Source organism: Trueperaceae bacterium (assembly GCA_031581195.1).
Classification (GTDB): domain Bacteria; phylum Deinococcota; class Deinococci; order Deinococcales; family Trueperaceae; genus SLSQ01.
The window spans coordinates 1-13,702 of record JAVLCF010000069.1 but is presented as its reverse complement, the minus strand read 5'-3'; the positions used below and the strand labels follow the sequence as shown (position 1 = coordinate 13,702).

General features: G+C 75.5%; 13 protein-coding genes. 8 read left to right on the top strand and 5 right to left on the bottom strand.

Features of this window, described 5'->3' with window-relative positions; translation table 11 throughout:
* Positions 1–80: 80 nt before the first annotated feature.
* Entirely contained in the window at positions 81–914 is an 834-nt protein-coding gene (locus tag RI554_07640) for a GNAT family N-acetyltransferase (GenBank protein MDR9391885.1), read from the top strand.
* The gene (locus RI554_07635) at positions 911–1,597 is read left to right on the top strand and encodes a VOC family protein (GenBank protein MDR9391884.1); all 687 of its coding nucleotides are present in this window, start codon (positions 911–913) and stop codon (positions 1,595–1,597) included. The genes RI554_07640 and RI554_07635 overlap by 4 nt, the downstream gene beginning before the upstream one ends.
* Here RI554_07635 and RI554_07630 read toward each other — a convergent pair.
* The 3 genes from RI554_07630 to deoC are packed head-to-tail and all read right to left on the bottom strand — an operon-like array spanning position 1,585 to position 5,611.
* Positions 1,585–3,990 (bottom strand): aldehyde dehydrogenase family protein, encoded by a 2,406-nt coding sequence (locus RI554_07630; protein ID MDR9391883.1) that lies wholly within the window; start codon positions 3,988–3,990, stop codon positions 1,585–1,587. The genes RI554_07635 and RI554_07630 overlap by 13 nt on opposite strands.
* Before the next feature lie 5 nt (positions 3,991–3,995).
* A complete protein-coding gene (locus RI554_07625; GenBank protein ID MDR9391882.1) occupies positions 3,996–4,634 on the bottom strand; it encodes a GNAT family protein in 639 nt (212 codons plus the stop codon).
* On the bottom strand, positions 4,634–5,611 hold the full coding sequence (gene deoC, locus RI554_07620) for a deoxyribose-phosphate aldolase (GenBank protein ID MDR9391881.1): 978 nt from the start codon (positions 5,609–5,611) through the stop codon (positions 4,634–4,636). Before deoC ends, RI554_07625 begins: the two co-directional genes overlap by 1 nt.
* A 114-nt stretch (positions 5,612–5,725) precedes the next feature.
* On the opposite strand from deoC, the gene RI554_07615 reads away from it, so the two are divergent.
* The 6 genes from RI554_07615 (at position 5,726) to RI554_07590 (ending at position 11,584) form a co-directional block, all read left to right on the top strand.
* A complete protein-coding gene (locus tag RI554_07615) occupies positions 5,726–6,727 on the top strand; it encodes a D-cysteine desulfhydrase (GenBank protein ID MDR9391880.1) in 1,002 nt (333 codons plus the stop codon).
* Positions 6,724–7,440, top strand: a complete 717-nt coding sequence (locus RI554_07610) for an amino acid racemase (GenBank protein ID MDR9391879.1) — start codon at positions 6,724–6,726, stop codon at positions 7,438–7,440. Before RI554_07615 ends, RI554_07610 begins: the two co-directional genes overlap by 4 nt.
* 152 nt (positions 7,441–7,592) lie before the next feature.
* Entirely contained in the window at positions 7,593–8,105 is a 513-nt protein-coding gene (locus tag RI554_07605) for an Lrp/AsnC family transcriptional regulator (GenBank protein ID MDR9391878.1), read from the top strand.
* The gene (locus RI554_07600) at positions 8,102–9,619 is read left to right on the top strand and encodes an ABC transporter substrate-binding protein (protein ID MDR9391877.1); all 1,518 of its coding nucleotides are present in this window, start codon (positions 8,102–8,104) and stop codon (positions 9,617–9,619) included. Before RI554_07605 ends, RI554_07600 begins: the two co-directional genes overlap by 4 nt.
* 130 nt (positions 9,620–9,749) lie before the next feature.
* Complete coding sequence (locus RI554_07595) at positions 9,750–10,700, top strand: ABC transporter permease (protein MDR9391876.1); 951 nt, start codon at positions 9,750–9,752, stop codon at positions 10,698–10,700.
* Positions 10,700–11,584, top strand: a complete 885-nt coding sequence (locus tag RI554_07590) for an ABC transporter permease (protein ID MDR9391875.1) — start codon at positions 10,700–10,702, stop codon at positions 11,582–11,584. The genes RI554_07595 and RI554_07590 overlap by 1 nt, the downstream gene beginning before the upstream one ends.
* A 24-nt stretch (positions 11,585–11,608) precedes the next feature.
* Here RI554_07590 and RI554_07585 read toward each other — a convergent pair whose 3' ends face one another.
* Complete coding sequence (locus RI554_07585; protein ID MDR9391874.1) at positions 11,609–12,646, bottom strand: Gfo/Idh/MocA family oxidoreductase; 1,038 nt, start codon at positions 12,644–12,646, stop codon at positions 11,609–11,611.
* Positions 12,643–13,702, bottom strand: a 1,060-nt coding sequence (locus RI554_07580) for a Gfo/Idh/MocA family oxidoreductase (GenBank protein ID MDR9391873.1), incomplete at its 5' end; no start/stop codon positions are given. The genes RI554_07580 and RI554_07585, both read right to left, overlap by 4 nt.

Sequence of the window (13,702 nt, the reverse complement as noted above, 5' to 3'; positions counted from 1 at the left end):
CCATCGTTCCACCCCCTCACCGACGCGCCCCCCGACGCGCATCCATCCCAGCCCCCGCTCCGGCGGCGTACCCTAGGCGCGTGACGACGCTCCGTGGCCTGTCCCCCCGCACCGACGCCTGGTTCGTCGGCGAGGTCCGCGACCTCGGGGACGCGGTGGCGCTCCGCACGCCCGACGAACCCCTGTTCCGCTACGGCAACGCCCTCGTCCTGCCCCGCGCCCCGCGGGCCGGGGAGCGCGCCGCGATCGAAGCGCGCTTCGCCGCGGCCTTCGCCGACCTCCCCGACGTCCGGCACGTCACGGTCCTGATCGACGACCCCGCCGGCGCGGAGGGCGACCTCGGCGCGTGGACCGACGCGGGCTACGAGGTCGCCCGCAACGTCGTGCGCAGCGCCCCACCCGACGCCCTCGCCGCCACGGAGGGCGCCCACCCCGACCTTCCCGAGGCCGTCACGCTCCACCCCGTCACCCGCGACGCGGACTGGGCCGCGGTCCGCGACCTGCAGGCGGACGAGGGGCCGCCCGGCGAGTCGCGCGCGGCGTACCTCGCCTTCCTCGCCGAGCGCACCGCCTTCCTCCGCCGCCTCGCGGACGGCGCCCACCCCGACCTGCGGGGCGGCTGGTTCCTCGCGCGGTGGGCGGGCGCGCCCGCCGGAAGCCTCGGGCTGTACGTCCGCGACGGCCTCGCCCGCTACCAGTTCGTGCACGTCCGGGCGGCCTACCGGCGTCGCGGGCTCGCCGCGGCCTTGCTGCGCGACGCCGCGCGGCACGCCGCCCGCCACTGGGGCGCGGAACGCCTCGTGATCGTCGGGGACGCCGGCAGCGCCGCCGACCGCCTCTACGCCCGCATCGGGTTCACCGCCACCGAACGCGACGTCTCCGCCTCCCGGCCCGGCCCGCCGGAAAGCCCGTGACGCTGCGCCTCGACCACCTGCTCGTCGCGGGGCCCGACCTGGCGTCCGCCCGCGCGCACGTCGCCACGCACCTCGGGGGGACGCCGGTGGACGGCGGGCGGCACGCCGGCTTCGGGACGCACAACGCGCTGGTGGGTCTCGCGGAGGGGGCCTACCTGGAGGCGGTCGCGCCCGACCCGACCCAACCCGACGGCGGGCCGTTCGCGCGGGCGCTCGCCGGGCTCGACGCGCCCGCCCTGGTGGCGTGGTGCGTGGCGACCGACGCGCCGGACGCCCTCGCGCGTCGCCTCGACGCGCTCGGCACGCCCGCGACGACGGTGGCGATGGAACGCCGCACGCCCGCCGGGGAGCGCCTCGCCTGGACCCTGACGTTCGCCGCACCGGACGGCGAGACCGCCGCCCCGTTCTTCATCCACTGGGGCGACACGCCCCACCCGGCGACCCGCCTGCCGGTCGCCGCGACGCTGCGCGACCTCGAGGTGACGACGCCCGACGCGCCCCGCCTCCGGGCGTGGCTACGCGCCCTCGGGCTCGACGACCCGCGCACCTCCGTCCGGGACGGCCCGGAGCGGGCGCTGCGCGCGTCGTTCGACGGCGCGCGCGGGCCCGCCACCCTCCGGGGGCCGGCCCGCGCGATGGCCGACCCCGACGCGGCGTCGGGGGATCCGCCTCAGGCGCCGTAGGGCACCCAGACGTTCTTGACGCGGTGGGCGCGCTCCAGCCAGCGGGGGCCGGCGGCGTCCTCGGCGTCGAACCAATCGATCCGCCGCGCGTCGTTCGTCCAGGTGACCTTCAGGTTGCCCGCCGCCCGCCGCTCGACCTCCGTGCCGCCCGCGGCCGACCCGACGTACCAGACCGCCGCGACGTCGTCGTGGTCGGCCAGCACCTGCGCGAGGGCGTCGCGCGGGCCCGTGAGCAACTGCAGCGCGCCGCCCGGCAGATCGCTGGCCTCGAGCACCTGGTACAGGTCGGTCGCCGGCAGCGGCCAGCGGGGGGAGGGCACCGCGATCACGCGGTTGCCGAACGCCAGGAGCGGCGCCACGAGGCTCACGAGCGCCAGCAACGGCGCCTCGTCCGGCGCCACGACGCCGACCACCCCGTGCGGTTCCTTCATCGCCAGCGTCACGGTGCGCATCGGCACGCCGTGCACCGCGCCGTCGAGCTTGTCGGCGTGCGCGGCGTAGCGGAAGATGCGCTCGACCGACGCGCGCACCTCGTGCCGCGCGTCGGCCTCCGACGCGCCGGTCAGGTCCCGCAGCCGGTCGGTGAACGCCGCCTCGCGCGCCTCGAGGTTCTCCGCCAGGTAGTACAGCACCTGCGCGCGGGCGTGCCCCGTCGCCCGCGCCCACGCCCGGTCGGCGTGGGCGGCCTCGACGGCGTTGCGGACGTCCTTGCGGTTGGCGAGCGCCGCCTCGCCGACGTGCCGCGCGTCGTGCGCGACGACCGGGTAGCTGCCGCCCCCGTCGGGCCGCACCTGTCGCCCGCCGACGTACAGCTTCGCGGTGCGGTCGAGGGGCGGCCCCCCCGCCACCCCGTCCGGATCGGTCGGGCCGGTCCCGACCGACGGCGTGGGGTCGGGCGCGAAGGCGTCCGCCTCGTAGGGGGGGCGGGCCCGCTCGCGGCGGGGCACCAGGTAGGCGTGCATGCCCTCCACGCCGCCCTCGCGCCCGAAGCCGGAGGCGCGGACGCCGCCGAACCCCGCGGCGGCGTCGAACAGGTTCGTGGCGTTGACCCACACGACCCCCGCCTCCAGCTTCGGGGCGACGTCGAGGGCCAGGTCCAGGGTCTGCGTCCAGACGCTGGCGGCGAGGCCGTACCGTCCGTCGTTGGCGAGGGCGACCGCCTCGTCGTGCGTCCGGAACGTCGTCGTGACGAGGACCGGCCCGAAGATCTCCTCGCGCGCGATCGTGGCGGCGGGGTCGACGCGTTCGAACAACGTCGGGGGGAAGAACGGGCCGGCGTCGGGGCTCGCCCAGGTCGGCTGCCAACAGGTGGCGCCCTCCGCCTCCCCGATCGCGCACAGCTCCCGGATCCGCTCGAGCTGCACGGGCGCCACGATGGCGCCCATGTCGATCGCCTTGTCGAGCGGGTCGCCGACCCGCAAGGTCTCCATCCGCCGCTTGAGGCGGGCGTGCAGGTCGTCGGCGATCCCCTCCTGCACCAGCAGGCGGCTGCCGGCGCAGCAGACCTCGCCCTGGTTGAACCAGATGGCGTCGACGACGCCCTCGACGGCGGCGTCGAGGTCGGCGTCCTCGAACACGACGAACGGGCTCTTGCCGCCCAACTCCAGCGTCAGGCCCTTGCCGCTGCCGGCGGTCGCGGTGCGGAGGGTGCGCCCCACCTCGGTGCTGCCGGTGAAGGCGACCTTGTCGACGTCCGGGTGCGCGACGAGCGCCGCGCCGGTCGCTCCGTCCCCCGTCACGACGTTCAGGACGCCGGGCGGGAGGCCCGCTTCGCGGGCGATCTCGGCGAAGGCGAGCGCGGTGAGGGGGGTGTGCTCGGCCGGCTTGACGACGGCGACGTTGCCCGCCGCGAGGGCGGGCGCGACCTTCCAGGCGAGCATCAACAGCGGGAAGTTCCAGGGGATGACCTGGCCCGCGACGCCCCACGGCTCGGTGCCGGGGAACGCCTCGTCGCGCAGCTCCGCCCAGCCGGCGTGGTGGTAGAGGTGCCGCGCGACGAGGGGGACGTCGACGTCGCGGCTTTCGCGGATCGGTTTGCCGTTGTCGAGCGTCTCGAGGACCGCCAGGAGGCGGGCGTGCTTCTGGACGTGGCGGGCGAGGGCGTACAGGTGCCGGGCGCGCTGGTGGGGACGCAGCGACGCCCAGCCGGGGAAGGCGGCTCGCGCGGCGGCGACCGCCCGGTCGACGTCCTCGGGGGTGCCCTGCGCGACGCTGGCGAGGACGTCGTCCTCGCGGGCGGGGTTGCGCGTCTCGAACGTCGGGCCGGTGGGCGCCTCGAGGACGCCCTGGATCGCGTGCCCGAAGCGGTGGTCGTGCGCGTCGAGCCACGCGCGCGCCGGCGCGTCGGATTCGGGGGCGGGTCCGTACGTCATGGTCTCGAAGATCTCCTTCACGCGGCTCAACGGGGGGCCTCCTCGGCGGCGTCGGGGGCGGTGCGGGCGTAGACGAGCAGGTCGAACGGCACGCCGTCGCGCACGCCGCCACCCGCGCGGACGCCGACGGGGGCGTACCCGGCGCGTTCGGCGACGGCGCGGCTGGCGGCGTTGTCCGGATGGACGAGGATCTCGGTGCGGGCGAGCCCCATCGGGCCGAACCACAGCGACGCGAGCGCCCCGAGGGCGCGCGTGACGGTGCCCCGCCCGGTCGCGTCCGCCGCGAGCCAGTAGCCGATCTCGGCGCGGCGGGCCGCCGGGTCGACGGCGTTCATGCCGATCATCCCGACGAGGACGCCGTCGCGCTCGAGCCCGACGTCGAGGGCGCCGGTCGCCTCGAAGCGCTCCGCGGAGGCGCGCAGGAACGCCTCGGTATCGGACGGGGCGCGGGTGGCGTCGACCCAGTCGAGCCAGGCGCGGAGGTGCGCACGGCTGGCGTCGATGCGGGCGAAGAGCGCCGGCGCGTCGGCCGGCGCGAGGCGCCGCACCCGGACGCCGTCGCCGGCGTCGAGGGGCAGGCGTCGCGCCGCGGCGTGCGCCGCGGCGCGGAGGGCGGCGGCCTCGGGGGTGGGCGGCTCGGGGAGGGCCGGGGCGGTGGCGGGCATCAGGCGAGCGGCTGGTGGTGCCGCGCGGCGTAGCGGCCGGTGACGTGGTGCTCGAGTTGGCGTTCGACGTCGGTCAGGAGGCCCGACGCCCCGAACCGGAAGCGCTCCGGCGTCAGGCCGCCTGGGCCCCACTCGTCGTGGATCATCGCCATCCAGGCGAGCGCCGCCTTGGCGGTGCGGATCCCGCCGGCCGGCTTGAAGCCGACGGCGTGCCCGGTGCGGGCCTCGTACGCCCGGACGGCGCGCGCCATCACGAGACCGACCTCGAGGGTGGCGTTGACGCTCTCCTTGCCGGTGCTGGTCTTGACGAAGTCGGCGCCGGCCATCATGGCGACCATCGCGGCGCGGTGGACGCGCGTCAGCGTCCCGAGCTCGCCGGTCGCGAGGATGACCTTGAGGTGCGCGTCGCCCGCCGCGGCGCGGAGCTCCGCGACCTCGTCGTACAGCGCCCGCCAGCGGCCGGTGAGGGCGTGCTCGCGGGTGATGACGACGTCGATCTCGCGGGCGCCGGCCTGCACCGCCCAGGCGACCTCCGCCACGCGTTGCGGCATCGGCATGAGGCCGGCGGGGAAGCCCGACGCGACCGACGCGACCGGGACGCCCGACGCGCCGAGCGCCTCCACGGCGTGCGGCACCATCGTGGGGTAGACGCAGACGGCGCCGGTCGTGACGCCGGCGTGCGCCATGCCGAGCGCCTCGAGGACGTCGGTCCGGACCGGTCGGCGGGCCTTCGCCGCGAGGCGGCGGACGCGGCCGGCGGTGTCGTCGCCGGCGAGGGTCGTGAGGTCGATCAGGGTGACGGCCTTCAGCAGCCAGGCGGCCTGCGCGTCGCGCTTCAGGGCGCGGCGGGCGGGCAGGCTCGCGGCGCGGCGTTCGGTGGCGCTGCGGTTGATGCGCACGCCGTCGAACCAGGCGGCGTCGAACGGCACGCCCGGATTGCGGGCCGCGTGGGGGACGGGCGACTCGAGCGATGCCACGGCGGCACCCCCTTCCCGGCGCGCGGGGCGCGCCGCGGGGGGCAGCGTACCGCGCGTCGGCGCCGTAGGATGGGCCATCCCACGCCGCGCCGAACGGCGCGAAGGAGGCTCGCCGTGCATCTCGCCCGTTTCCCCCGCCGGACCTACACCGAGGGGCGCACGCCCCTGCACCCCCTCCCCCGCTTCTCCGCCGCGTTGGGCGGCCCGGAGATCTGGATCAAGCGCGACGACGCGACCGGCCTCGCGGGGGGTGGCAACAAGACGCGGAAGCTGGAGTTCCTGATCGCCGACGCGCGGGCGCAGGGGGCGGACCTGGTGATCACGACCGGGGCGCCGCAGTCGAACCACGCCCGGTTGACGGCGGCGGCGGCGGCGGTGGAGGGCCTGCGCACGCGGCTGTTGATCGAGGAGCGCGTGCCGGGCACGTACGCCGCGGACGCGGTCGGCAACGCGTTGTTGTTCGACCTGATGGACGTCGACCGGATCGAGGTCGTGCCCGCCGGCAGCGACCTCGCCGCCGGCCTCGAGGCGATGGCGGACGCCGCCCGCACCGAGGGCTTCACGCCGTACGTGATCCCGGGGGGCGGCTCGACGCCGCTCGGGTCGCTCGGGTACGTCGCCTGCGCCGAGGAGACGCTGCAGCAGGCGTTCGAGCGGGGCGTGGCGTTCGATCACGTCGTCGCCGCCAGCGGCTCGGGCGGGACGCACGCCGGCCTGGTGGCGGGCCTGCACGGCGCGACGGCGAACCTGCCGCTGACCGGCGTCAGCGTCCGCGCGGAGCGCGCGGCGCAGGAGGCGAAGATCCACCGCCTCGCGAGCGAGACGTTCGCGCTGGCGGGCGGGGCGGGGGAGGTCCCGCGCGACGCGGTCGTGGTGCGCGACGACCAGGTGGGGCCCGGCTACAGCCTGCCGACCGAGGCGATGGGCGAGGCGGTGCGGTTGCTGGCGCGCACCGAAGCGATCCTCGCCGACCCGGTCTACACCGGCAAGGCGCTCGCGGGCCTGATCGCGATGGTGCGGGAGGGCACCTGGTCGGCGGACGACCGGGTGCTGTTCGTGCACACGGGCGGAAGTCCCGCCCTGCACGCCTACCCGGCGCAGGTGCGCGCGGGGTGATCCCCGCCGCCGACCCGGCCCGCGTCACGGTGGGGGTGATCGGGGGGATGGGGCCCGCGGCGACGTGGGCGTTCGGCGAGGCGGTGCTCGCCGCGACGCCGGCCGCGACCGAGCAGGGGCACCTGCGGCTGCTGGTGGACGCCGACCCCGCGATTCCGGACCGGAACGCGGCGATGGCGGGGGAGGGTCCCTCCCCCGCCCCGATCCTGGCGGCGAAGGGGGCGGCGTTGCGCGACGCCGGCGCGGACCTCGTGTGCATGCCGTGCGTCACGGCGCACGCCTTCGCGGATCCGCTGCGCGCCGCGGTCGGCGACGCGTGGGTGGACGCCGTCGAGGCGAGCGCGGACGCGGTCCGCGCCGCCGCTCCTGCCGCGGGGCGGGTCGGCGTGATCGCGACGACGTCGACGTGGCGGGCGGGGCACGTGCCCGGCGCCCTCGCGGGGCGGGGGCTGGCGGTGGTGGACGCGCCGGAGGACGAGCGGGCGGCGTGGATGGACCTGATCTACGCGGTGAAGGGCGGGCGGTACGGGGCGGCCGAGCGCGCCGCGGCGCGGGCCCTCGCCGCGCGGAGCGTCGCGGCGGGCGCGGAGGTGCTGCTGGCGGCCTGCACCGAGGTGCCGCTGCTGCTGCGCGACGGCGACGCGGCGGTCCCGGTGGTGGCGGCGAGCGAGGCGTTGGCGGCGGCCGTCGTCGCGCGCGCCGGGGCGCGCTGAGGCAACCTCGCTCCGGGAGGGACCCCGAGCGCAAGGGACGCGCCCCGTAGCGGTCCGAACCGGACGCATTGCGTCCGGTTCCTTGACGATTCGGACGCGACGCGAGTAATCTCGCGGCAGGCTGCAACGAGTTGCAGGATCGGAGGATCCGCGTGGGCACCCCCTGGTATCGCCAACTCGACCCGACCGACCGTGCCATCGTCGACCTCCTCCGCGAGGACGGCCGCATGGCCTTTCGCGAGGTGGCGCGCCGCATCGGGGTGTCGGAATCCATGGTCCGAAAACGCGTCGCACGCCTGCTCGAGGAGGGCTGGATGACGATCCAAGCGATCTCCGACCCCCTCGCGCTCGGGACGCCGGTCGTCGCGACGACCTACGCCCGCGCCCACCCCGGTCTGGTGGAGGAGGTCACCGACCGCATCGCGCGCCACCCCGCCGCGCGCTACGTCGCCATCGGCGTCGGCAGCCACAACGTGGTCGTCGAATCCCTCCACGCCGACGTCGAGGAACTCCACGCGTTCCTCACCGAGGAGCTGGGCCACCCGGGGATCACGTCCAGCGAGACCGTGCACGTCGTGAAGATCAAGAAGAGCGTCTGGGACTGGGCGATCCCCGGGGAGCCCGAACCGGACGACGTTCCCGACCCCGTAGGGAGTGCCTCATGACCATCCTCCGACCGTTCCTCCTCGCCCTCGTCGCCGCGCTGGCGTTCGGCGTCGCGACCGCGCAAACCCCCGGCGGGACGCTCACCGCCGCCTGGAGCGACACGCCCGGCCTCGACCCGCACACCACGACGGCGTACAACTCGTTCCAGGTGCTGCAGCAGACCCTCGACACCCTCGTCGAGCTCGACGCGAACCTCGACCCCGTCCCCGCCCTCGCCGAATCCTGGACGCTGAGCGACGACGGCCTCACGTGGACCTTCGAGCTCCGCGACGACGTCACGTTCTCCAACGGCCGCCCCCTCACCGCCGACGACGTCGTCTACACGTACGAACGCATGCTCGACCCCGACGTCTCGGGCAACGCCTGGCGCCTCTCGGAGGTCGCGAGCATCGAGGCGGACGGCGACCACACGGTGCGCTTCACCCTGAACGCCCCCAACGCCGGCTTCCTCGCCAAACTCGGGAGCGGCGCGCCGTTCGGGATCATCGCCCGCGAATCGGTCGAGGACGGCTCCATCGACGCGCGCGGCCCCATCGGCACCGGCCCGTTCGTGATCACCGACTTCCAGCCCGGCACGAGCATCACGCTGGAACGCAACGACGCCTACTGGCGCAGCGACGCGGACGGCACGCCCCTGCCGTACCTCGACGCCCTGCAGCTGAACGTCATCCCCGACGAATCCGTCAAGCGCAGCGCGCTCGTGAGCGGCGACGTCGACTGGAGCCTCAGCGTCCCGCTGCAAGCGATCGAGGAGCTCGAGGCGCGCGACGACGTGGTGATCGACACCACCCCCGCCCCCAGCTACCACTACGTCGGCCTCAACACCGAGGTCGAACCGCTCGACGACGTCCGCGTCCGCCGCGCCATCGCCGAAGCGATCGACCGCGAACAGATCGCCGAAGCCGCCACCTTCGGGACCGGCACCGCCACGCAGGACCCCATCCCCTCCACCAGCCGGTGGGCGATCGACTACGCGCCGTACGGCGGCGACCTCGACGCCGCCCGCGCGCTGCTCGAGGAGGCCGGCGTCGCGGACGGCTTCTCGATCGACCTGATGGCGACCACCGCCTACCCGCAGGACGTGCGCGCCGCGCAGGTCATCCAGGCGCAACTCGCGCCGCTCGGCATCGACGTCACGATCGACACGCGCGAGTTCGGCGATTGGCTCGAACGCCAAGCGCAGGGCAGCTACGACACGCTGATCCTCTCCTGGCTCGTGCTGCTCGATCCCGACGACTTCTTCTACGCGCAACACAAGAGCGACGGCTCGTTCAACGTCACCGGGTACGAAAACGAGACGCTCGACGACCTGCTGCTGCGCGGCCGCGGCGAGACCGAGTTCGCCGCCCGCTACGCGATCTACGAACAGGTGAACCGCGAGATCGTCCGCGACGCGCCGTTCATCTACCTCTACAACCCCGCCAACGTCCAGGCCTACCGGCCCGCCGTCGAGGGCTACGCCGCCCGCGCCGACCAGACGATCCGCTTCGTCACGACCTGGCTGAACGACTGACGCCCGCGCGTGGGGTGGGCCGCGGCCCACCCCACGCCGTCGGGCCCCGCGCGCTCACCCCCCGCACGCTCGCCCCCCGCACCCGTCCCCACACCCCCTCGCGTTCGGCCTTCGGGCCCCAGGGTCGTCGATGTCCATCCGCTACCTGCTGCGCCGCCTCGCCACCCTCGGCCTCGTGCTGCTCGGGGTGTCGATCGTCGTGTTCAGCGTCCAACCGCTCCTGCCCGGCAGCGCCGCCCGCGTCCGCCTCGGCGTGCAGGCCACCGACGAGGCGGTCGCCGCCCTCGAGGCCCGCATGGGGCTGGACCGCCCCCTCGTCGTGCAGTACCTCGACTGGGCCGGCGGCATCGTCCTGCGCGGCGACTTCGGCGACAGCATGGTGACGGGCACCCCCATCCGCGACGAGATCGTGCGGCGCGTCCCCGCCACCGTCGGGCTGGCGTTCGCCGCGCTCGTCGTCGGCCTCGCCATCGCCCTCCCCCTCGGTCTGCTCTCCGCGCTGAAGCCCGGCGGGAAACGCGACCTCGCCGCCTCGATCTTCAGTCAGGTCGGCGTCTCGATCCCCGACTTCTGGATGGGCATCCTGTTCATCCTCCTGTTCGCCGAGACCCTCGGGTGGCTCCCCAGCTCCGGCTACGCGCCGCTCTCCGCCGGCCTCGGGGCGTGGGCGTCGCACCTGGTCCTCCCCGCCCTCACGGCGGGCCTGATCAGCGGCTCGATCATGACCCGCTTCGTGCGCAGCGCCCTGCTCGAGGTGCTCGGCATGGACTACGTCCGCACCGCCCGCGCGAAGGGCGTCGCGGCCCGCCGCGTCCTGACGAAGCACGTGCTGCGCAACGCCGCAATCAGCATCGTCACGATCATCGGCCTGCAGATGGCGACGCTGCTGTCGAGCATCGTCGTGATCGAGATCATCTTCGCGTGGCCCGGCCTCGGTCAGTTGGCCCTCAACGCCACCCTGCAACGCGACTACCCGGTCCTGCAGGCGTCGGTGTTGATGGCCGCCGTCGCCTTCACCGTCGTCAACCTCCTGACCGACCTGTCCTACGTCCTGCTCGACCCCAGCGTCGAGGTCGCCTGATGACGACCGCCCCCCGCGACGCCGGCCCCACCGCCCCCTCCCGCCCACCGTGGCGCGACGCGCTGCGACGCTTCGCCCGCCACCGCCTGGCGATGACCGGCGCCGCCCTGGTCGCGCTGCTCGTGTTCGCCGCCCTGTTCGGGCGCGCCGTCGCGCCGTACGACCCCCTGGCGATGGATTTCGGGGCGCGCTTCGCGCCGCCCAGCCTCGCGCACCCGTTCGGCACCGACGACTTCGGTCGCGACGTCTTCAGCCGCATCCTGTACGGCGCCCGCGTCTCGCTGCAGGTCGCCTTCATCGCCGTCGGCCTCAGCGGCACGGTCGGCATCGCGCTCGGGCTCGCCGCCGGCTACCTCGGCGGGTGGATCGACGAGGTCGTGATGCGCCTCATGGACGTCCTGTTCGCCTTCCCCGCCGTCCTGCTCGCGATCACCGTCATGGCGGTCCTGGGGCGCGGCGTCGGCAACGCCATGATCGCGATCGCGATCGTGTACGTCCCCATCTTCGCGCGCGTGACGCGCGGCGCGGTCCTCTCCGTCCGCGGTCGCGAGTACGTCACCTCCGCCCGCGCCCTCGGGGCGCGCGGCGACCGCGTGATGCTCCGGCACGTGCTGCCGAACGCCGTCGGGCCGATCCTCGTCCAGACGTCGCTCAGCCTCGCCTTCGCCATCCTCGCCGAAGCCGCCCTGTCGTTCTTCGGGCTCGGGACGCAACCCCCCGACCCGAGCTGGGGTCGCATGTTGTCGGAGGGCCGCGGCTTCCTGCGGCAGGCCCCGTGGATGGGGATCTTCCCCGGCCTCGCGATCATGGTGTCGGTCCTCGGCTTCAACTTCCTCGGCGACGGCCTCCGCGACCTGCTCGACCCCCGCACCTCCCGCCGCTGACGCGCACCCACGACGACCGACGCGTCAGGTGCGCAGGTCCAGCCGCGCTTCGCCCGCCTCGAGCGAGCGTTGCGCCGCCAAACTCGTCCGGACCGCCTCGACGCCGTCCACGCCGGTCGCGATCGGCGCCCCGTCGCCCCGGACCGCGGCGAGGAACGCCTCGGTCTGCGTCGGCAGGTCGAAGGCGTGCCCCGTCGCAGCCGGCAGGTCCAGCGCTTCGGGCGGCGCGTCGCGATCCTCGCCGCGGTGCAACCACCCCTCCACGCGGGGGGCGGGATCGGCGTCGAAGGCGCCCGCCCACGACGCGCGGTACGCGCCGGCGTCCCCCACGATCCGCACGTCGACGCGGTGCCCCCACGCCGCGATGCTGCGCGTGACGCTGGCCTGCGCCGACCCCATCCACAGCCGCACGTCGAGGTTCTCCCACGCGCCCTCGCGCCCCGCCCGACTCGTCGCGAACGCCTGCAGGGCGTCCGCCGGCCCCAACCACCAGGTCGCGAGGTCGAGGTAGTGGATCGGTTCCTCGAGGATCGAACTGCCGACCTTCGCCGGATCCGCCTTCCAGCCCCCCGCCCCCGCCCGGTACGGCCGCCGCCACAGGTCGATCCCCACGTAGCGCGGCGTCCCGAGCGCGCCGGCGTCCAGCAGGCGTTTCGCCTCCGCCGCCCACGCGAACGCGCGGATCTCGTGCCCGAGCGCCAGGACGCGCCCCGCGGCGTCCGCTTCGGCGCGGACCGCGTCGGCGTCCTCGACCGTCAGCGCCATCGGCTTCTCCAGAAGCACGTGCAGGCCCGCCCGCAACGCCCGGATCGCCTGCGGCGCGTGCAGGTGGTTCGGGCTCGCGATGATCACGGCGTCCAGATCGCGTTCGAAGAACGCGTCGGCGTCGCTCGACGCCGGCACGCCCCACTCGCTCTCGACGCGGCGGACGCTGGCGTCGCTCGACACCAGCACCGCCGCCGCGTCGCTCCCCAGCCGCCGCAACGCCTCGCGGTGCAGGCCCGCCCAACGGCCCGCCCCGACCAACCCCACCCGCACGCCGCCGGCCGTCCCCCCGCTCACGCCGCCTCCGTCTCCGGCTGCAGCATCGCGGGGTCCACCGCGCGACCGGAACGGACCGCCTCCAGCACCGCTAACGAGGCGCGCAACGCGCGCACCCCCGCCGCGACGTCCGCGACCCCCTGCGGACCCTCGCCCGCGAGCTCGCGGGCGAACGCGAAGATCTCCTCCCGCCACGGGTCGACGTCGCTGGCGGCGTACGTCGTCGCCTCCGGCCCCCGCCGCAACGTCGCGCCGTCCTCGTCGACGTCCAGGACGCCGTCGGGACCGACGTACGTGTGGCGTTCGGTCGCCGGCACGCCCGCGGGCAGGCCCCACGACAACTGCAGTTGCGCCGACCCCGCCGCCCCGTAGTCGAGGTCCACCTGCACGGTGTCCAGCGCGACGTGCTCGATGGCCGCCACCTCGGCCTTGCCCGCCGCGAACGTGTGCCCGCTGGCGCGGACCCGCAACGGCGGCGTCCCGAACACCCGCTCCCAGCGGTCGAACAGGTGGCACGCCATGTCGATGACCGGCCCCCCGTTCGCGTACGCGTCGTGCATCAACAACTTCGGGCGGACGCCCGCCGCCAGCGTCGCTTGCGCCATGACGGGCACCCCCACGCGCGCGGCGTCCTGCTCGACGCGGCGCCACAACGGATCGAAGCGGCGCATGAAGCCGACCCGCAGCGTCCGGCCCGTCGCCCGCGCGGCGGCCGCCATCGCGTCGGCGTCGCGCAACGTGAGCGACACCGGCTTCTCGCTGAGGACGTCCGCGCCCCCCTCGAGCGCCGCGACCGTCACGCCGGCATGCAGGAACGTCGGGAGGCACACCGACACGACGTCGACGTCGGCGCGCGCCGCGGCCGCGACGGGGTCGTCGCTCGGCTCCGCGCCGTGCGTCGCGGCGAGCGCCGCCGCGCGCTCCGCGTCGGCGTCGGCCACGACGACGACCTTCGCGCCGGCCGCCGCCCAGTGCGCGGCGTGGCGGGCGCCCATGTCCCCCGCCCCGAGGACCGCGACGCGGCGACCCGCCGCCGGCGTCCCGGTCGCGGCGGTCGCGGCGGCGGCGGGGCCGGCC